This window comes from Nocardia sp. NBC_00511 (genome assembly GCF_045161165.1).
GTDB lineage: Bacteria > Actinomycetota > Actinomycetes > Mycobacteriales > Mycobacteriaceae > Nocardia.
The window spans coordinates 4,419,947-4,438,501 of sequence record NZ_CP107849.1 but is presented as its reverse complement, the minus strand read 5'-3'; the positions used below and the strand labels follow the sequence as shown (position 1 = coordinate 4,438,501).

At 68.8% G+C, this 18,555-nt stretch carries 17 protein-coding genes and 1 other RNA gene; 10 read left to right on the top strand and 8 right to left on the bottom strand.

Going from position 1 to position 18,555, the window contains the following annotated elements:
* Positions 1-4: 4 nt before the first annotated feature.
* Positions 5-505: a low molecular weight protein-tyrosine-phosphatase gene (locus tag OG300_RS20925; protein ID WP_405484042.1), complete on the bottom strand. Its 501-nt coding sequence runs from the start codon at positions 503-505 to the stop codon at positions 5-7.
* Between the two features lie 167 nt (positions 506-672).
* Here OG300_RS20925 and cobC point away from each other — a divergent pair, with 167 nt between their 5' ends.
* Together cobC and OG300_RS20915 are read left to right on the top strand one after the other, a co-directional pair.
* Positions 673-1,689: an Rv2231c family pyridoxal phosphate-dependent protein CobC gene (gene cobC, locus OG300_RS20920; RefSeq protein ID WP_405498618.1), complete on the top strand. Its 1,017-nt coding sequence runs from the start codon at positions 673-675 to the stop codon at positions 1,687-1,689.
* Positions 1,690-1,720: 31 nt separating this feature from the next.
* On the top strand, positions 1,721-2,851 hold the full coding sequence (locus OG300_RS20915) for a Nif3-like dinuclear metal center hexameric protein (protein WP_405484040.1): 1,131 nt from the start codon (positions 1,721-1,723) through the stop codon (positions 2,849-2,851).
* Between the two features lie 18 nt (positions 2,852-2,869).
* Here the strand turns inward: OG300_RS20915 and OG300_RS20910 are convergent, their stop codons facing one another.
* Positions 2,870-3,328 carry an OsmC family protein gene (locus tag OG300_RS20910; protein WP_405484038.1) on the bottom strand — a complete coding sequence of 153 codons (459 nt, stop codon included), beginning with the start codon at positions 3,326-3,328 and terminating at the stop codon, positions 2,870-2,872.
* Between the two features lie 154 nt (positions 3,329-3,482).
* On the opposite strand from OG300_RS20910, the gene OG300_RS20905 reads away from it, so the two are divergent.
* Positions 3,483-4,223, top strand: coding sequence for a zinc ribbon domain-containing protein (locus OG300_RS20905; RefSeq protein ID WP_405498441.1), 741 nt, complete (start codon positions 3,483-3,485; stop codon positions 4,221-4,223).
* Positions 4,224-4,438: 215 nt separating this feature from the next.
* A complete protein-coding gene (locus OG300_RS20900) occupies positions 4,439-5,611 on the top strand; it encodes a bifunctional RNase H/acid phosphatase (protein WP_405498617.1) in 1,173 nt (390 codons plus the stop codon).
* 1 nt (position 5,612) lies between these two features.
* Here the strand turns inward: OG300_RS20900 and OG300_RS20895 are convergent, their stop codons facing one another.
* Complete coding sequence (locus tag OG300_RS20895) at positions 5,613-6,500, bottom strand: alpha/beta hydrolase (protein ID WP_405498440.1); 888 nt, start codon at positions 6,498-6,500, stop codon at positions 5,613-5,615.
* 30 nt (positions 6,501-6,530) lie between these two features.
* Between OG300_RS20895 and rnpB the strand changes: the two genes are divergently transcribed.
* The 4 genes from rnpB (at position 6,531) to OG300_RS20875 (ending at position 10,561) form a co-directional block, all read left to right on the top strand.
* An RNA gene (gene rnpB / locus OG300_RS20890) (RNase P RNA component class A) lies at positions 6,531-6,959 on the top strand.
* Positions 6,960-7,105: 146 nt separating this feature from the next.
* On the top strand, positions 7,106-8,062 hold the full coding sequence (locus OG300_RS20885) for a slipin family protein (protein WP_405498439.1): 957 nt from the start codon (positions 7,106-7,108) through the stop codon (positions 8,060-8,062).
* 529 nt (positions 8,063-8,591) lie between these two features.
* Positions 8,592-8,861: a hypothetical protein gene (locus OG300_RS20880; RefSeq protein ID WP_405498438.1), complete on the top strand. Its 270-nt coding sequence runs from the start codon at positions 8,592-8,594 to the stop codon at positions 8,859-8,861.
* A 14-nt stretch (positions 8,862-8,875) separates the two neighbouring features.
* Positions 8,876-10,561 carry an RNB domain-containing ribonuclease gene (locus OG300_RS20875; protein ID WP_405498437.1) on the top strand — a complete coding sequence of 562 codons (1,686 nt, stop codon included), beginning with the start codon at positions 8,876-8,878 and terminating at the stop codon, positions 10,559-10,561.
* A 25-nt stretch (positions 10,562-10,586) separates the two neighbouring features.
* Here the strand turns inward: OG300_RS20875 and OG300_RS20870 are convergent, their stop codons facing one another.
* The 5 genes from OG300_RS20870 to OG300_RS20850 all read right to left on the bottom strand — a co-directional run bounded on the left by OG300_RS20870 (position 10,587) and on the right by OG300_RS20850 (position 15,219).
* Positions 10,587-11,483 (bottom strand): CHAD domain-containing protein, encoded by an 897-nt coding sequence (locus OG300_RS20870; RefSeq protein ID WP_405498436.1) that lies wholly within the window; start codon positions 11,481-11,483, stop codon positions 10,587-10,589.
* A 15-nt stretch (positions 11,484-11,498) separates the two neighbouring features.
* Complete coding sequence (gene pip / locus OG300_RS20865; RefSeq protein WP_405498435.1) at positions 11,499-12,455, bottom strand: prolyl aminopeptidase; 957 nt, start codon at positions 12,453-12,455, stop codon at positions 11,499-11,501.
* Positions 12,455-12,901 carry a hypothetical protein gene (locus OG300_RS20860; RefSeq protein WP_405498434.1) on the bottom strand — a complete coding sequence of 149 codons (447 nt, stop codon included), beginning with the start codon at positions 12,899-12,901 and terminating at the stop codon, positions 12,455-12,457. Before OG300_RS20860 ends, pip begins: the two co-directional genes overlap by 1 nt.
* A gap of 142 nt (positions 12,902-13,043) precedes the next feature.
* The gene (gene panB, locus OG300_RS20855) at positions 13,044-13,898 is read right to left on the bottom strand and encodes a 3-methyl-2-oxobutanoate hydroxymethyltransferase (protein ID WP_405498433.1); all 855 of its coding nucleotides are present in this window, start codon (positions 13,896-13,898) and stop codon (positions 13,044-13,046) included.
* Positions 13,899-14,061: 163 nt separating this feature from the next.
* Positions 14,062-15,219, bottom strand: coding sequence for a S1C family serine protease (locus OG300_RS20850; RefSeq protein ID WP_405498432.1), 1,158 nt, complete (start codon positions 15,217-15,219; stop codon positions 14,062-14,064).
* A gap of 264 nt (positions 15,220-15,483) precedes the next feature.
* On the opposite strand from OG300_RS20850, the gene OG300_RS20845 reads away from it, so the two are divergent.
* Both OG300_RS20845 and glnA read left to right on the top strand, forming a co-directional pair.
* Complete coding sequence (locus OG300_RS20845) at positions 15,484-17,019, top strand: alpha/beta hydrolase (protein WP_405498431.1); 1,536 nt, start codon at positions 15,484-15,486, stop codon at positions 17,017-17,019.
* An 87-nt stretch (positions 17,020-17,106) separates the two neighbouring features.
* Positions 17,107-18,447 (top strand): type I glutamate--ammonia ligase, encoded by a 1,341-nt coding sequence (glnA, locus tag OG300_RS20840; protein WP_405498430.1) that lies wholly within the window; start codon positions 17,107-17,109, stop codon positions 18,445-18,447.
* The last annotated feature ends 108 nt before the right edge of the window (positions 18,448-18,555 follow it).

Here is an 18,555-nt window from a genome sequence, read left to right as displayed (position 1 = left end):
GAACTCATGCGCCGTGACCCTCCGCGCTGTCCCCGAGCTGTTCGCGCACCCAATCGAGCAGCCCGGGCATGGCCGCCTCGATCTGCTCGCGCACCAGCACGAAATCCGATTGATCGCCGTAATAGGGATCCGGCACCGACTGTCCGTCCGCCTGCGGATCGAAACTGCGCAGCAGCCGCCGCCGCTCCGACGGCACGCCCATGCGAGCGAGATCCCGCTCGTGCCCGGTATCGAGGGCCACCAGCAGATCGGCGTCCCGGTGGTCGGGTCCGATCACCGCGGCCGCATGCCCCGTCGGATATCCGTGCTCGACCAACTCCCGATTCGTCCGGTAGTCGGCCTCGTCGCCCACATGCCAGCGACCGGTTCCAGCACTGGTCACCCGGACGCGATCGGCCAGCCCGGCCCGCTCGACATTCGCGGCGAAGATCTTCTCGGCCATCGGCGACCGGCAGATATTGCCGGTGCAGATGAAGGTCACATGCAGCTCGCCCACGACAGCCATTGTGTCCGGTGGGTCTACGACACGGCCACGTAGGGTGGATGGCTGTGCCCGACGCCACCGCGGACCACCGCGACCCGCCCTCGACCGGAGACCGTTCGACGTCTCCCGGTGAGCGGTGCCTGCCGGCGGGCGCATCGACGTCGGCATCGACTGCCACCCTGATCGACCTGGGGAAACTGCGGCATCACGGGGACGTCGAGACCGGGCCGGGGATGGTCGATTTCGCGGTGAACGTGCAGGGCGGTGCGCCGCCCGAGTGGTTGACGCGGCGGCTGGCCGCGCGGTTGGGGGATCTCGGGGCCTATCCGTCGGGCGAGGACGAGCGGCGAGCGCGGGACGCCGTGGCGGCCAGGCATGGACGGCGGGCCGAGGAAGTGCTGCTGCTGGCCGGGGTCGCCGAGGGGTTCGCGATGCTGCCTCGATTGGGGTCGCGGTTGGCGGCGGTGATCCATCCCTCGTTCACCGAACCGGAGCTGGCGCTGCGGGAGGGTGGGGTGCCGGTCGCGCGGGTGGTGCTGGAGCCGCCCTACACGCTGGACGGGGTCGTGCTGCCCGAGGACGCGGATCTGGTGGTGGTGGGCAATCCGACCAACCCCACCTCGGTATCGCACCCGGCGGCGAGCATTCGGGCGTTGCGGCGGCCGGGGCGCATCGTGGTGGTGGACGAGGCGTTCGCCGACGCGGTGCCGGGGGAGACGGAATCGATTGCGGGGGAAAGTCATTCGGATGTGCTGGTGTTCCGCAGCCTCACCAAGACGTGGGCGCTGGCCGGGCTGCGCTGCGGATACGTGCTCGGTGCGCCCGAGGTGCTGGCGCGGCTGAACCACGGCCGTCCGCACTGGCCGCTGGGGACCCTGCAACTGGAAGCCATTGCGGCGGTGAGTGAGCCGGACGCGGTCGCCGCGGCGGGACGGCGGGCCGAGGGGATCGCGGTGGATCGGGTCGCCATGATTCCCCGGCTGCGGGAACTCGGCGTCGAGGTGCACGAGCCCGCGTCCGGTCCGTTTCTGCTGATCCGGGTGCCGGACGCGGAACTGTTGCGAAAGCGGCTCGCGGACAAGGGGATCGCGGTGCGGCGCGGTGATACCTTCCCGGGACTGGAAACCGGATTCCTGCGGGTCGCGGTGCGCCCCGCGGCCGCCGTCGACCGCTTGGTCGCGGCGATCCGGGACGTAGGACTGTGAAGCGGTCGGTGACGGAGGAGGTTGGACTGTGGTGACGACGGTGCGGCTGGCGGATCTCACGGCGGTACTTGATGCGGCCTATCCGCCGCGACTGGCCGAATCCTGGGATTCGGTGGGTCTGGTCTGCGGTGACCCGGACGACAAGGTGTCGCGGGTGCTGTTCGCGGTCGACGCCACCGAGGCCGTGGTGCGCGAGGCGATCGACTGGGGCGCACAGGCTTTGGTGGTCCATCACCCGCTGCTGCTGCGCGGGGTCGACACCGTGGCGGCGAGCACGCCCAAGGGCGCACTGCTGCACGGGCTCATCCGCTCCGGTTGTGCGCTGTTCACCGCCCACACCAATGCCGACTCCGCGGACCCGGGCGTCTCCGACGCGCTGGCGGCGGCCATCGGGCTGACCGTCACCGGGCCGCTGGACCCGCAACCGCTCACCGCCCGCGACACCTGGACGGTGACGGTGCCGCGGGCACATGCCGAGGCCGTGCTGGCCGCGCTGTTCGCGGCGGGAGCCGGTGCGAGCGAACGCTATTCGGACGCCGCCTGGACGGTCGCGGGGACCGCGCAGTTCCGGCCCCTGGACGGGGCGAATCCGGCGGCCGGGAGGATCGGGGAGCTGCATCGCGGCGAAGAGGATCAGCTCGAGCTGGTCGCGCCCGCCTCGCGTCGCGCCGCGGTCTTGGCGGCCTTGCGGGCCGCACACCCCTACGAGGAACCTGCCTACGACGTCACCGAACGCGCGACCCTGCCCTCTCGCCTCGGGATCGGCCGCGTCGGTGAGCTGGCAGCCCCGGAGACCTTGCGCGAGTTCACCTCTCGCGTTCGTTCCGGGCTACCCGCCACCACGTGGGGCGTGCGCGCGGCGGGTGAGCCGGACCGCGTCATCCGCACCGTGGCGGTCTGCGGCGGCGCGGGAGATTCCTTCCTGGGCAAGGTGTCTCGTCTGGGAGTCGACGCCTACGTCACCTCCGACCTGCGCCACCATCCTGCCGACGAACACCTGCGCGCGGGCGGACCCGCCCTGATCGACGCCGCCCACTGGGCCACCGAATTCCCCTGGTGCGCACAGGCGGAAGGCATCGTGCAGGCCGCGCTCCCCGGTCTGGAAACCCGGGTCTCGGCGGTGCGCACCGATCCCTGGACGCTCGGCGCGCACGACTGCTGACGTACTACCTCGGGTGCATCACGACGGATCCTGCTGCGCCACAACGATTGTGGGCTCGTGTTCGACCGGGAAGTTCATCGAGTTGGCGATGAAGCAGCGTTTCGCGGCTTCGGCGTGCGCCTGCTTCGCGGCCGCGCGCATGCTGGCGTCGGTGACCGTGACTTCCGGGCGGAGCACCACGAGCAGGAACTTCTGGTTGTTCATGATGCCCGTGGCATGGTCGCGATAGTCGGTGACGACCACGCCCGCCTCGACGCACATGTGCAGATACCAGAGCATGTGGCACTGGGCGAGGGAGGCGACCAGCAGCTGTTCCGGGTTCCAGCGGGTGACATCGCCGCGGCCGATGATCGGGTCCGCCGAGCCGGGGATCGGGGGCTTTTTGTCCGCCGTCACCTCGTGGTTGCGGGAGTACGAGCGGTACTCGGCGTTGTTGCCGGACCACGTCACGTCGACGTCGTAGATGTGCTCAGCCATGGCCGCAGACTGGCACATTCGCGGCTCGGCGTCCGCCGATTTTCGGGGGCTCGTGATCGAATGCGCAGGTAATCGCGGTGTTGGCGAATTCGGGTGCCCGGTGCGGGTACGGTGAACATCTTGAACCGTCCATAGCGTCCAGGAGCCCTCCGCGTTGAATGCCGAACCATCGATCCAGGCCAAGCTGCTCGACCTCGCCGCTGTCGACGCCGAGCTGACACGGATCGAGCATCGCCGCAAGGTGCTGCCCGAGGCGCAGGAGGTGGCGCGGCTGGAGGGGGAGCGGACCGCGCGCAAGGACGCGGCGGTGAAGGTCGAGATCCTCATCGACGACCTCGATCGCGACATCCGCAAACTGGAAGGCGAGATCGACGCCGTCCGCAAGCGTGAGGACCGCGACCGCGGCATGCTCACCGCGGGTTCCGTGGGCGCCAAGCAGCTCTCCGAGCTACAGCACGAGCTGACCAGCCTGGAACGTCGCCGCAAGGTGCTCGAGGACGATCAGATCGACGTGATGGAGCGCCGCGAGGCCGCCGCCGCCGACCATGACCACGCCGGTGCCAACCTCGATCAGGCCGAAGCCGACCTGGTCGACGCCGAACGTCGCCGCGACGACGCGCTCGCCGACCTGAACGTCGCCCAGCAGCGTTGCGACTCCGACCGTTCCGCACTCGCCGGTGGCCTGCCCGCCGACCTGCTCGCCGCCTACGACAAGCAGCGCGCCGCCGCCTACGGGGTCGGCGCGGCCCTGCTGCAGGCCCGCCGCTGCGGCGCCTGCCGCATCGAACTCGACCGCGGTGAGATCTCCCGCATCACCCAGACCGCCCCCAACGTGGTCGTGCGCTGCCCCGAATGCAACGCGATCCTGGTGCGCACCAAGCACTCCGGCCTGTAGGACGCGAGTCCACCTCCCCGCCGCGCGCCGATCTCGACGCGCGGCGGTTTCGTTTCCCGGGCGGGGCGGCAGGCCGACGCCCAGCCGACGCTGCGAGACTGTGTCACGCGGTGCCTCGGCGATCACGCGAGCACGACGATGGCCAGGTCGCCGCGGCGAACGGCGCGACCGGCATCGGGCCGTCACAGGTTCCGTAGGGAAGGTGGAAGACGTTGGTGGACAAGGTGGTCGTCGAGGCCGACGGCGGTTCCCGCGGCAATCCCGGGCCCGCCGGGTACGGGTCGGTGGTGTTCGACGCCGAGCGTGCGACGGTGCTGGCCGAGCGCAAGGAATACCTGGGCGTCGCCACCAACAATGTCGCGGAATATCGCGGACTGATCGCCGGGCTGGAGGCCGCCGCCGAACTGGGCGCGGCGCAGGTCTCGGTGCGGATGGATTCCAAGCTGGTCGTCGAACAGATGTCGGGGCGCTGGAAGGTCAAGCACGAGTCCATGATTCCGCTCGCGGATCGGGCCCGCCGCCTGGTCGCCGGATTCGACCGCGTCACCTTCACCTGGATTCCGCGCAAGGAGAATTCGCACGCCGACCGGCTCGCCAACGAGGCCATGGACGACGCCGGGACCGTCGCGGAGGTGCGAGAAGCCCTCGCTGTCGCGACGGCGGTGCACACCGACCCGAACCTGGGAGCCGCGACGGCCGATGCCGTGCCGGAAACCCCTCGTGCCGCCGATGATTCGAGCTCGGCCACGCCCGCACCCGGCTGGACCGGGGCGATCGGCCGTCCCACGCGCCTGCTGCTACTGCGGCACGGTCAGACGGAACTGTCCATCCAGCGCCGGTACTCCGGTCGCGGCAATCCGCCGTTGACCGCGCTCGGTCGCGAGCAGGCCGCCAAGGCGGCGGAAATGCTTGCGGGCAAGGGCGATATCGCCGCCATCGTCAGCTCGCCGCTGGGCCGGGCCCGGGAGACCGCCGAGGCGGCCGGGCGGACGCTGGGTCTGCCGGTGCGGGTGCTCGACGGCCTCATCGAAACGGATTTCGGTGTGTGGGAAGGGATGTCCTTCCAGGAGGCCCGCGACCACGACCCCGAGATGCACGCCCGCTGGCTCGGTGATCCGTCCGTGCCCGCGCCCGGCGGCGAGAGCTTCGATCAGGTCCGCGAGCGCGTCGAAGCCGTCCGCCGCGACATCGTCGCCCTCTACCCGGGCGTGAATGTCCTTGTCGTGAGCCATGTCACGCCGATCAAGACGCTGCTGCAACTGGCTCTCGGCGTCGGCCCGTCGCTGCTCTACCGCCTGCACCTGGATCTGGCGTCGCTGTCGGTCGCCGAGTTCTATCCGGACGGCGGTGCGTCGGTGCGCCTGGCCAACGACACCTCGTATCTCTGACTCAGGGGCGCAGTACCGCCATCAGGAATTCGGTCTGGTCGTAGACGGCCTTCTCGAACCAGTCGTCGAAGTAGATGTCGAAGTGGCCGATCGGGTAGCGCTTGACGGTCGCGTGCTTGGTGCGTTCCGCCGCCTTGAGCGTCGGCCCGGCCGGGGCGACCGTGTCGTTGTCGCAGATCGCGTACAGGACAGGGGCTTTGATGTCCTTGGCGCGGCGGGCGGGCGCGTCGAAGAGGGTCGACAGGCTGATCCGCGCGGCCACCTTGGGCCGGTACTGCGTGGACTCCTCGGCGAGACGGCCGTATCCGGCGGGCACGTCGGCGGCGCTCATCAGGGCCGACGAATGCTTCTTGCCCGCCAGCCGGGCATTGATGGGCCGCCGGATGATCGGCCCCACCAGCTGGTCGGTGAGCCCGATGGTGCCGGTCTTGAGCAGGCTGATCGGGCCCTTCGCCATCGCCGAGGCCCAGCCGCTGGTGAACGGGCACTGCGCGACCACGGCGGCGATGTAATGGTCGTCCGGCGCCACCGACAGCACGTGCCCGCCGCCGAAGGAACTGCCCCACAGCGCGATTCGGGTGGCGTCCACACCGCGGACGGTGCGCGCGTAGGCGATGGCGGCATGCCAGTCGGCCCGCTGCTTGGCGATATTGATGACCTGGCGGGGTTCACCCTCGCTGGCCCCGAAATGCCGGTAATCGAAAGCCAGGGCGGCTATTCCAACCGCGGCGAACCGGCGCGCGTACCGGTCCAGACCCATTTCCCGATCGGCCCCCAGCCCGTGTCCCATCACGACCAGTGGACGCGGCTTGGGCGGGCCGTCCGGCATATACAGCCACCCCGCACACTGTTCGTCGCCAGAAGAGAACCCCACCTCGACACGCTCCATGGCGCACTACCGTACCCTGGTGCCCGCGGACGAGTCGGTCGGGCGGCCGCGGCGATGGGAACGGGCATGCGAATGCCGCAGCCCGTCGCCGAGGAAAGTCCGGACTCCGGAGAGCAGGGCGGTTGCTAACGGCAACCCGGGGCAACCCGCGGGACAGTGCCACAGAGAAGAGACCGCCGGTGGGCCGCGCTTCGCACGAAGTGCACCACCGGTAAGGGTGAAACGGTGCGGTAAGAGCGCACCAGCGCGCCGGGTGACCGGCGCGGCTAGGTAAACCCCGCCCGGAGCAAGGTCGAAGGCCGGACTCGCGAGAGTGCGGCTGCGCAGGTGTTCGAGGGCTGCTCGCCCGAGCCTGCGGGTGGACCGCTCGAGGCACCCGGCAACGGTGTGTCCAGATGGATGGTCGCCACTTGGTGCTCGCACCAGGTACAGGATCCGGCTTACAGACCGACTCGTCCGCCTCGGCTCGGTCGCCGCTTCGCGGCACCTCTCGAACGTGTGGGTGCAGACCCGGAATTGGCGTCGCGCGGAAGATCTTCCGGTGCCATGATGGAGGCACACCACCGGATTTCCGATGGCGCGGAAATGCTTTCGCGGAGTGAACGATGAACGTTGTTGGTGTACTTGTCGTTGTTCTGACGATTCTGGTCGTGGTCACGGGGATGGTGGTCAGCGCCGGGGTGCGGGTGGTCGCCCAATACGAGCGCGGGGTGGTTTTCCGCCTCGGGCGGGTGCGATCGGTGCGAGAACCCGGGCTGCGGCTGCTGATTCCCGCGGTCGACAAGATGCGCAAGATATCCATGCAGGTGATCACCATGCCGGTGCCCGCGCAGGAGGGCATCACGCGTGACAATGTGACCGTTCGCGTGGACGCGGTCGTGTATTTCCGGGTGGTGGACCCGATGCGCGCGATCGTGGAGGTGCAGGACTATCTGTTCGCCGTCGCGCAGGTGGCGCAGACTTCGCTGCGATCCATCATCGGCAAGAGCGAACTGGATGATCTGCTGTCCAATCGTGAACAGCTCAACAAGGGGCTCGAGATAATGATCGACAGCCCGGCGCTGGCCTGGGGCGTGCATATCGATCGGGTCGAGATCAAGGACGTCGCGCTACCGGATGCGTTGAAACGCTCCATGTCCCGGCAGGCCGAGGCCGAGCGGGAACGCCGCGCCCGCATCATCTCGGCGGAAGGCGAATTCCAGGCCTCGCAGAAACTCGCCGACGCCGCCACCAACATGGCCAAGGCGCCGGCCGCATTGCAGCTGCGATTCCTCGAGACCGTGGTGCAGGTTGCGGCGGAGAAGAATTCGACGCTGGTGCTGCCGTTCCCGGTCGAACTGCTGCGGTTCTTCGACCGCGCCGGGAATCCGCAGGCCGCCACCACCGACGAGCCGCAGGTTCCCGCGCAGCCCGCAGTGCACGCGCCCGAGGCGGTGGGTCAGCTGATGGCGCTGCTGGCCACCCCCGGCCTGCGGGAGGCGCTGGCCGCTCCGGAACGGCCTGGCGCACAGGCGAAGACGAACGCGGCCGGGCAGCCGGCGGCGGGCAAGGAGTCGGCGTAGCGCGGGCACCCGGTCCGCGCGCGTTCGGCGGATGAAGATGAGGGTAGAAAACATGTCGGGTCTGATTCAGCCGGCGGCAATCGTGGTGCTGTTCGGTATCGCTTACGGATTCAAGTACTTCAGCGCGAAATTCCCTGACGGGCTGCGCGCCAAGTAGCGGATTCAGCGAGCGGGAGGGTGGCGTGAGCGACGCCGCTCTCCCGCTCGCGTGCGTTCCGGCCCGGACGGGTGCAAGATCGAGGTGCGCGCAACATCGGTTGCCGAAGGCCGGTCGCCGCTTCGGAAGTCCGCGTACAAACCGATTGGTCGACACGCCGGTGCCCGGCACGGCGTGTCGAGCTGGTGATCCGGCCGGAACTGGCATCGAACGTGATCGACGTCATAAAGTGTTGCGCGTTGGAAAGTTCCGTTGCGAACCGCAACGGGCCAAGGGCTGAAACAACGTCGGAAAGCAGGTCTCGTCTAAATGCGAATTGCTCGCAAACTGGCAGCCGGTGCACTTCTTGCCGCTGCCGCTTCCGTTTCGGTCATGCTGGGTGCCGGGTCCGCTTCGGCGTTCGCGGTGACCCCGTTGCCGGGTGGAGTGCAGGTCGATCTCACTCCGGCCGACACCCAGTGGGTCGCGAATTCTCACATCGGGCAGGCGATCGCTGGCCTGCCGCACCCCTCGGCCGCTTCGTTCGGCGAGGCCCTGGATTCGGCGGCGGCCATGTCGTCGCAGTTCCCGGACGGCCGCGTGGTGTTCACGGTCTACGGTCCGTTCGACACCCTGAACGGCACCATGCTGGCCCTGCAGTAGGGACAGCCTTTCCGGTGGAACTACACCAGAGGATCGTTTCGGCGCCGGTCGATTTCGGCGCCGTGCGAACCGAATTCGGATTGGCCTCGGGCTACCCGCCCGAGGCTGTCTCGGAAGCCCGCGGCGCGGTCGACGCGTTCGCGGGTGGCCGAGTCGATCGGCGGGAGATTCCGCTGGTCACCATTGATCCCGTCGGCGCGATGGATCTGGATCAGGCGCTCTGCCTGACCCGCACGCCGGACGGATTCCTGCTCTACTACGCCATCGCCGATGTCGCCGCGTTCGTCGTTCCCGGCGGACCGCTCGCGCAGGCATCCCTGGTGCGCGGTCAGACCTTCTACTTCCCGGACGGCACCGTCCCGCTGCACCCCACCGTGCTGTCGGAGGACCGCGCCTCCCTGCTGCCCGACGTCGACCGCCCGGCCGCGCTGTGGACCATCGAATGCGACGAGAACGCCGAGCCACTGCGGTATTCGGTGACCCGCGCACTGGTCCGCTCCCGCGCCCGCCTCGACTACGCCGCCGTGCAGGCCGACGCCGACGCGGGCCGCCTGCACCCCGCGATCACCGCCCTCCCGGACTTCGGCCGCCTGCGCATCGCCGCGGGCCTGCGCCGTGGCGCGATCAACCTGCGCCTGCCCGCCCAGAGCGTCGTGCGCGACGACGAGCAAACCGGAATCGACCACTGGCAACTGGTCCTCGAACCCCGCACCGCCGCCGACGACTGGAACGAACAGGTCTCACTGCTGACGGGCATGTGCGCCGCCCGAATCATGTTGGATGGCAATAACTCCACCGCTCCCGGCAAACCCGCCCGGACATCTCCCGAAGCCGCTACGAAATCCGCGGGGTCGGGTGACGCATCCGCGAACGGCGGTGCACAGGCGGGCAGTGCCGCGCGGACGGACGGTGGCGCGCACGCGAACAGTGAAGCGGCCTCGAATGCTGCTGCGGCGACGCCGGAGGCGAACGATCATCTCGGGTTGCTGCGCACCATGCCGCCGCCCGCGTCGGCTGCCATCGAATCGATGCATCGCACCGCCGCGGCGGTCGGCGTGCGCTGGCCGAAGACCGAATCGGCCGGACAACTGCTGGCCGGACTCGACGCCAACACCCCCGCCGCCCTGGTCCTCATGTCCGAGGCCACCAGCCTGCTGCGCGGCGCCTCCTACACCATCCCCAACGGCCAATCCCCGGACACCTTGCAGCACAGCGCGATCGGCGCCGCCTACGCCCACGTCACGGCCCCCCTGCGCCGCCTGGCCGACCGCTACGCCACCGAGATCTGCCTGTCGCACTGCGCGGGAACCGAAGTCCCCCAATGGGTCCACGAGGGCCTGGCCCCCGTCGCGGATGTCATGCGCCGCACCGACGCTCTCGCCAACAAGGTCGAACGAGCCTGCCTCGACCTCACCGAAGCCACCGTCCTGGCCCCCCGCCTCGGCACCGACTTCGACGCGGTGGTCCTGCGCGAAGCCACCCCCACCCGCCCCGCCGAAATCTTCATCCCCACCCCACCCGTCCTCGCCAAATGCACCGGCACCCCACCCGAAGGCACCCCGGTAACCGTCCGCCTCACCACCTCCGACCCCACCACCCGCACCGTCACCTTCGCCTACCCCGCGATCGACGCGAACGGTGATGGTGCGATGCCGCCGAATTCATCACCCGGACGGGGCAAGCCGCCTTCGGCATCGTGAGCTCGGGCGCGGCCCTGCAACGTCCTCAGCCCAGGGGGCGGTGGTGGAGGAATTCGGTGGCGGCGGGGTATTGCTCGAGGGCCTTGGCGGCCGCGGCGGCTTCGGCGTCGCAGAGACGTTGGTAGCCGGATTCTTTCGCGTCGGAGGCGTGGGTGCGGAGGGTGGCGAGGGATTCGACGGCGTCGCGGTGGTCGCCGAGGACGCCCTGAAGGTTCTTGGCGCGCTTGGCCAGTTCGGTGGCGGGGGCGCCGAGGACGGCGGTGGCGGCTTCGGCGGAGTAGCGGAGGCGTTTGGCGGCCTTGCGGATGTCGTGGAGGTGTTCCACGCGGTCGGCTTCCGAGAGGGTGGGTTCGATGCGAACCAGGCGGCGCAGGTCGCGGAATTCGTGGCGCAGGACGGCGGTGAAGACCTCGGTGGCGGGTTCGCGGGCCTGCGCGGGGCGCAGGGGCGGCTTGTCGATCATGGTGTGCAGGCGGGCGATCAGGTGGTGGTAGCGGCGGCTGTCGAAGGCGTCCACCGCGGCCGCGTGCGCACCGGCGTAGAAGCGGCGTTCCTCGGCCACCAGGCGGGCGCCGAAATCCGGGCTGGGAGCGGACTTCTCGCCCAGCGGGACGGTCTGCTCGTCGAAGGGTGCGGCGGTATCGCCGAGCAGGGCGGCGAAGCGGTCGGCGCGCACCTCGGCGTCGCGGGCCACCCCGAGCAGTCCGGCCAGCCAGCGTAGTTCGTCGGTGATCTCGCCGATCGCCTTGCGCCGCATGATCTTCCGATACGACTTGAGGACGCTGCGCAGCCGCCGGGTGGCCACCCGCATCCGATGCACCGAATCCGGAAGATCCTGGCGCACATCGGGTTCCGCTGTGCACAGCCGGTCCACATCGGCGGCTACGGCGTCGATCAGGGCGGATCCGGCTGCGGTACTCATGGGTGTCCTAGGTGTCTATGTCCTGAATTTGTCGGTGGCTTCGACCAGGTGGTGGGTGATGCCGGGCTCGGCGGCCGCATGACCGGCGTCGGGCACGAGGTGCAGTTGCGAACCGGGCCAGGCGTGGTGGAGATCCCAGGCGCTGACCGCGGGGCAGACCACGTCGTAGCGACCCTGCACGATCACGCCCGGAATATCGGCGATGCGGCCGATATCGCGCAGCAGCTGACCGTCGTCGAGGAAGCCGTGGTTGACGAAGTAGTGGTTCTCGATGCGCGCGAACGCCAGCGCGAACCGCGGATCGGCGGTCTCGGCGACCCGATCAGGGTGCGGCAGCAGGGAACTCGTGGCGCCCTCCCAGGTCGACCACGCGACGGCCGCGTCGGTGGCCACAGCGGTATCGGGGGAGTGCAGCAGCCGGTGATAGACCTCGACCAGGTCGGTGTCGCGTTCGGCTTCCGGCACCGGCGCCAGGAACTTCTCCCACTCGTCGGGATAGATGTACCCCGCCGATCCATTGTAGTACCAGTCGATTTCCTTGCGCCGCAGCAGGAAGATGCCGCGCAGCACCAGCTCGGTCACCCGGTCGGGATGCGTCTGGGCGTAGGCCAGCGCCAGCGTCGAACCCCAGGAGCCGCCGAACACCTGCCAACGTTCGATCCCGAGATGCGTTCGCAGTCTTTCGATATCGGCGACCAGATCCCAGGTGGTGTTGTGCTCGAGGCTCGCGCCGTCCGCGATGTGCGGCGTCGACCGCCCGCACCCGCGCTGATCGAACAGCACGATCCGATACGCCGCCGGATCGAAGAACTGCCGATGGAAGGGCGCGGTGCCGCCGCCCGGCCCGCCGTGCAGGAACACCACCGGCTTGCCGTCGGGGTTGCCGCTGACCTCGTAGTAGAGCTGCTGTCCGTCGCCGACGGCCAGCCGCCCCTGCTCGTAGGGTTCGATCGGCGGGTACAGGGTGCGCATCAGCCCACCAGCCCCGCGGCCAGGTTGGGGATCTCCAGCGCCTTGACGGCCTGCTCGTGCACGTCCGCGCAGCTCTTGGTGGTGACGCGGTCGACCACGTCCTTGTCGGCGAGCACCTGCAGGTTGATCGCGCCGTTCTCCAGCGCCCACTGGTGCACGGTCGCGTTCCACGCGATCTTGCCCAGCGTCGGGCCCTGCACCCGCCAATCGGAGAGCTGCGGCTTGATCAGATCGCACAGCCGGGTGGCGGTGGCGTCGGAGATATTCAGGGGCGCACCGGATCCCGTGGGCAGCGTGATCACGCTCGTCGACGACGGCGTGGTGGAACTCTGCGCCGATCCGGTGTTGGTAGCGGTCCCGCACGCGGCGGTCAGCGCGAGCACTCCCGTCGCGGCGACCAACAACGGCAGACGCCACATCCGGCGACTCGTTCCACGGCGATCCATGACATCCCTTTGATCGTTCCGGCTCGTTGGCACGAGTCTGCCATCAAAACTCGATCATGGTCCGAACACGTCGGCCGTCGACAGCGAAACGCCCCCGCGGCAGCACCGCGGAGGCGTGGTATTCGATGCGCGAGCTACCGGCTCAGTAGCTGTGCTCCGGCCCCGGGAACACCCCGCGCCGCACCTCGTCCGCGTAAGTGGCTGCGGCGGTACGCAATTGACCGCCCACATCCGCGAACTGCTTGACGAACCTGGCGGTCTTGCCGCCGGTGTAACCGACCATGTCCTGCCACACCAGCACCTGCGCGTCGCAATCCGCGCCGGCGCCGATGCCGACGGTCGGAATGGTCAGCTTGCGACTGACCTGCCCGGCCAGCTCGGCGGGCACCATCTCCATCACCACCGAGAACGCCCCGGCCTCCTGCACCGCGATGGCGTCCGCGACCAGCTGCTCGGCCCCGTCGCCGCGGCCCTGCACCCGGAATCCGCCGAGGGTGTTGACGCTCTGCGGGGTGAACCCGATGTGCGCCATCACCGGGATACCGGCCGCGGTGAGCTTGGCGATGGTGTCGGCGACCCGCTCGCCGCCTTCCAGCTTCACCGCGTGCGCGCCACCCTCCTTCATGAACCGCACGGCCGTGGCGAGGGCCTGCTCGGGGGAAGACTCGTAGCTGCCGAACGGCAGATCCGCCACCACCAGGGCGTGCGGCGCACCGCGCACCACGCCACGCACCAGCGGGATCAGTTCGTCGACGGAGATGGCGACCGTGGTGTCGTAGCCGTACACCACGTTGGCGGCCGAATCGCCGACCAGGAGCACCGGAATCCCGGCCTCCTCGAAGAGACGGGCGGTGGAGAAGTCGTACGCGGTGAGCATGGACCAGCGCTCACCGGCCTGCTTCATCTGCTGCAGATGATGAACGCGGGTCTTCTTCTTGGCGGGAGCCGGCGTCGCCGCCGCACCGTACACAGGGGTTTCCGCATCGGATACGGACATCATCGTCCCTTTCGTCGTGTCCTCGAGGCCCTGATCGGGTCCCCGGGCTGTTATGACGAACTCAGTCTGCCACCGCTGAGCCTGCGCTCGAGGATGTATTTCCTCACATCACGAAGGAAGGGGCCCGGGCAGCAGCGTTCGGACCCCTTCTCTGTGGCAGGCCCTATCCGACGGGTCCGGTGGCCAATTGCACCTGCGCCGACTGGTTCTGACCGGTGGCGTCGGTCCAGTGCAGCGTCACGTTGTCGCCCGGGTGGTGCTGATCCATGGCATTGGTGAGCTCGGTGGCCGAGGTGACGCTCGTACCGTCCACGGCGGTGATCACGTCGCGGGCGGCGAGCCCGAGCTGATCGGCCGGGCCGCCCTGCACCACGCCGCGCACCAGCGCGCCGCCGTTGGCGGTGCTCACCGAGACGCCGATGAACGCGGTGTCACCGATGTGCACCCGGTCCGAGCTGTTGCCCGCCTCGATCTGCTTGGCCACCCCGAGCGCCTTGTTGATCGGGATGGCGAAACCCTGACCGCCGCCGACATTGTTGAACCGGAAGCCCTTCGAGGTGGAGGCCGCCGTGTCCATGGCGACCACCTGTCCGGCCGAATTCACCAGCGGCCCACCGGAATCGCCCGGCTGGATATTGGCGGCGATCTGGATCATCCCGGTCAGCTGCTCGGAGCTGCCGGTGGAATCGTCACTGGCGGTGATGGATTGGTTGAGGCCGGTCACCTTGCCCTGCGCGGCGGTCGGCGTGCCACGCCCGCCCGCATTGCCGACGCCGACGATCGGGTCGCCCACCGCGACCTTGTCGGAATCCCCGAGGGTCGCGGTCTGCAGTCCGGAGGCGTTGCTGAGCTTGATGATCGCCATATCGTCACTGCGGTCGAAGCCGACCACCGAGGCGTCGTAGGTCTGGTTGTTGCCCAGGTCGGTCACCGAGATCTTGGTCGCGCCCTCGACCACGTGATTGTTGGTCAGCACGGTGCCGTCCGAGGTCAGCACGATGCCGGTGCCCGCGCCCTCGCCGTTCTGCAGGCCCAGTTCGGTGTTGACGTTGACGATGCCCGGCACCACGCTCTGCGCGGCGGAGTCGAGATCGGCGGTGGGCGTGGTGAAGTCGATCGGCTGGGTCTTGCTCGCGGCGCTCGGCGCCTGCGCCACCGGATTGCCCGGCACCAGACCCGAAGGGCCACAGGCGGACAGACCCAGGGCCGCGGTGAGCGCGACCGCGGCGGCGGCCGCCGCTCGGAAGCTTCGGGAGCGCAAGGTTCCGAACCGGCCCGTGGCCGGCGCGGACTGGTTCGGCGAGAGTGGTTGCTCGGTCATGACTTCCCTCATTGTTAGATCCCCCCGGTTCTCTCTCATTAAGCATGCGGTTTCTGAGAGGGGCCTGGGGAGTTACCGTGGGAAAACCCACGACTCGTTGTCCGCGGCTCCGAACCTCTACCGTGACCTGATCCGTGCTCCGGTGACGTTGCGCACACGCGCGACGGCCGCGATGTACCTCAGGGACACGACGCGAGGTGGCGGAGCGAGATGACAGACCGAAGGGGTGCGCTGGTGCGTACGGCAGGATGGCACGATCGTGAGATGGCGTTGAAGCGAAAGGGCCGGGTCCTGCTCCTGGCGACGGCCTTGGCGATGACCGTGGCCGCGTGTACGAGCACGGTGGACGGCAAGCCCACGGCGAGTACGCCGACCGCGGTGCCCGCGGGGATGGACCAGTTCTACAACCAGACCCTGACCTGGGGCAGCTGCGGTGACTACACCGAGGATCAGATGCCCGCGAATGCCCAGTGCACGCGGGTGACGGTCCCGGTCGACTACGCGAATCCCGGTGGTGCGACGGCCAAGATCGCGATCTCGCGGGTGAAGGCGACCGGCGGCAACAAGGTCGGGTCGCTGCTGTTCAATCCGGGTGGTCCGGGTGCGTCGGGGCTGAGCATGATCAGCCAGGGCGACAAGACCCTGCTCGAGCAGCGTTTCGATCGGATCGGTTTCGATCCGCGCGGCGTCGGCGCCTCGCAACCCGCGATCAAATGCCTGACCGCCGCCGAGAACGACGCCGAACGCGCCGAACCCAACCGGGACAACTCGCCCGCCGGGATCGCGGGCACCGAAGCCGAGAACAAGGACTTCGCCAACAAGTGCGTGGAACGCACCGGCAAGGACTTCCTCGCCCACGTCGGCACCCGGGAAGTGGTGCAGGACATGGACGTAATTCGCGGCGCGCTCGGTGACGCCAAGCTCACCTACCTGGGCTACTCCTACGGCACCCGCCTCGGCTACGCCTACGCCGAGAAGTTCCCCGACCATGTGCGCGCCCTGGTCCTCGACGGCGCGCTCGATCCGGAACAGGATCCGGTCAAGGAGTCGGTGGCGCAGGCGGGCGGCTTCCAGGTCGCGTTCGACAACTACGCCAAGGATTGCGCCAAGAAGGCCAACTGCCCGCTCGGGCAGGATCCGGCCCAGGCCACCAAGACCTTCCGGACCCTGGTCGGCCCGCTGTGGGACACACCCGTGCCGACCGATGATCCGCGTGGCCTGCACTACGGCGACGCCATGACCGGCGTGCAGCAGACCCTCTACACCACCAGCCTGTGGCCCGCCCTCACCAAGGGCCTGCGCGAACTGACCCAGGGTCACGGCGACACGCTGCTGGCGCTCGCCGATCTGTACGACGGCCGCAAGGACGACGGCAGCTACGACAACAGCGCCGACGCCTTCAATGCCATTCGCTGCGTGGACGACCCGCCGATCACCGATCGCAACATCGCCGCCCAGCAGGACGCCGACTATCGCCGCGTCGCCCCGTTCCTCGACGACGGCCACGGCAGCAATGCCGCGCCGCTGGAGATGTGCGCGATCTGGCCGGTGCCCAACACCAGTGCGCCGCACAAACTCTCGATCCAGGGCCTGCCCAAGACCGTGGTCGTCTCCACCACCGACGACCCGGCCACCCCGTATCAGGCGGGGGTCAACCTGTCGAAGGAACTGGGTGCGGCGCTGATCACCTACAAGGGCACGCGGCACACCGCGTCGCTGTCGGGTGTCGAGTGCGTCGACAAGCCGGTCATCGCCTACCTGGTGGACCTGACGACCCCGGCGGACGGCCTCACCTGCTGAGGCGCGCAGGGGTGAGGGGGAGCACCGGGCGGGTTTGGTGCTCCCCATGTAACACGGATTTAACTCCGATTCCCTAAAGTCGCGGTCATGGACCGTCAGAAGGAATTCGTCCTCCGCACGCTCGAAGAGCGGGATATCCGCTTCGTGCGTCTCTGGTTCACCGACGTACTGGGATATCTCAAGTCGGTGGCGATCGCGCCCGCCGAGCTCGAGGGTGCGTTCGAAGAGGGCATCGGCTTCGACGGTTCGGCCATCGAAGGGTTTGCCCGGGTCTCCGAGGCCGACATGGTGGCCAGGCCGGACCCGTCCACCTTCCAGGTGCTGCCGTGGTCGACCTCCAAGGGCCATCAGCATTCCGCGCGCATGTTCTGCGATATCGCCATGCCCGACGGTTCGCCGTCGTGGGCGGATCCGCGCCACGTGCTGCGCCGTCAGCTGAACAAGGCCGCCGACCTCGGCTTCAGCTGCTACGTGCACCCCGAGATCGAATTCTTCCTGCTCAAGCCCGGCCCGCACGACGGCTCCACGCCGATCCCGGCCGACAACGGCGGCTTCTTCGACCAGGCCGTGCACGACGAGGCCCCCAACTTCCGCCGGCACGCCATCGATTCGCTGGAGTCGATGGGCATCTCCGTCGAGTTCTCCCACCACGAGGGCGCGCCCGGGCAGCAGGAGATCGACCTGCGCTACGCCGACGCGCTGTCCATGGCCGACAACGTGATGACCTTCCGCTACCTCATCAAGGAGGTCGCGATCGACGAGGGCGTGCGGGCCACCTTCATGCCCAAGCCGTTCGCCGACCACCCGGGTTCGGCCATGCACACCCACATGTCGCTGTTCGAGGGCGAGCAGAACGCCTTCGCCGACCCGGACGACCCGGACAACCTGTCGGAGACCGCGCGCGCGTTCATCGCGGGCATCCTCGAGCACGCGCCGGAGATCAGCGCCGTCACCAACCAGTGGGTGAACTCCTACAAGCGGCTCATCCACGGTGGTGAAGCGCCGACCGCCGCCTCCTGGGGCCGCTCGAATCGCTCTGCGCTGGTGCGCGTTCCGATGTACACGCCGAACAAGTCGTCCTCGCGCCGTGTCGAGATCCGCAGCCCCGACAGCGCCTGCAACCCGTACCTGACCTTCGCGGTGCTGCTGGCCGCCGGTCTGCGCGGGATCGAGAAGGGCTACACGCTGCCGCCGGAGGCCGAGGACGACGTCTGGTCGCTGACGTCGGCCGAGCGGCGCGCCATGGGCTTCCGTGAGCTGCCGGGTTCGCTCGACGAGGCGCTGAAGAACATGGAGAAGTCTGAGCTGGTCGCCGAGACCCTGGGCGAGCATGTCTTCGACTTCTTCCTGCGCAACAAGCGTCGCGAGTGGGCGGGGTACCGCGCCCAGGTCACGCCGTACGAGCTCAAGGAATATCTCGGGCTGTAGTTCGAGCTCGCTCACCGCACTTCAAAAGGCCGCGTACACAACAGTGTTCGCGGCCTTTGTGGTTCGCAGCGCTGGGTGGTTCGCGGCCGTCTCGTTCTGGACTGACGG

Coding starts and splice junctions, on each gene's coding strand:
- OG300_RS20885 (WP_405498439.1), top strand. CDS start 7,106: ATGAACGTTGTTGGTGTACTTGTCGTTGTTCTGACGATTCTGGTCGTG.
- pip (WP_405498435.1), bottom strand. CDS start 12,455: ATGCGCACCCTGTACCCGCCGATCGAACCCTACGAGCAGGGGCGGCTG.
- OG300_RS20880 (WP_405498438.1), top strand. CDS start 8,592: ATGCTGGGTGCCGGGTCCGCTTCGGCGTTCGCGGTGACCCCGTTGCCG.
- glnA (WP_405498430.1), top strand. CDS start 17,107: ATGGACCGTCAGAAGGAATTCGTCCTCCGCACGCTCGAAGAGCGGGAT.
- OG300_RS20925 (WP_405484042.1), bottom strand. CDS start 505: ATGGCTGTCGTGGGCGAGCTGCATGTGACCTTCATCTGCACCGGCAAT.
- OG300_RS20910 (WP_405484038.1), bottom strand. CDS start 3,328: ATGGCTGAGCACATCTACGACGTCGACGTGACGTGGTCCGGCAACAAC.
- panB (WP_405498433.1), bottom strand. CDS start 13,898: ATGTCCGTATCCGATGCGGAAACCCCTGTGTACGGTGCGGCGGCGACG.
- OG300_RS20850 (WP_405498432.1), bottom strand. CDS start 15,219: ATGACCGAGCAACCACTCTCGCCGAACCAGTCCGCGCCGGCCACGGGC.
- OG300_RS20860 (WP_405498434.1), bottom strand. CDS start 12,901: ATGGATCGCCGTGGAACGAGTCGCCGGATGTGGCGTCTGCCGTTGTTG.
- OG300_RS20895 (WP_405498440.1), bottom strand. CDS start 6,500: ATGGAGCGTGTCGAGGTGGGGTTCTCTTCTGGCGACGAACAGTGTGCG.
- OG300_RS20870 (WP_405498436.1), bottom strand. CDS start 11,483: ATGAGTACCGCAGCCGGATCCGCCCTGATCGACGCCGTAGCCGCCGAT.
- OG300_RS20845 (WP_405498431.1), top strand. CDS start 15,484: ATGGCGTTGAAGCGAAAGGGCCGGGTCCTGCTCCTGGCGACGGCCTTG.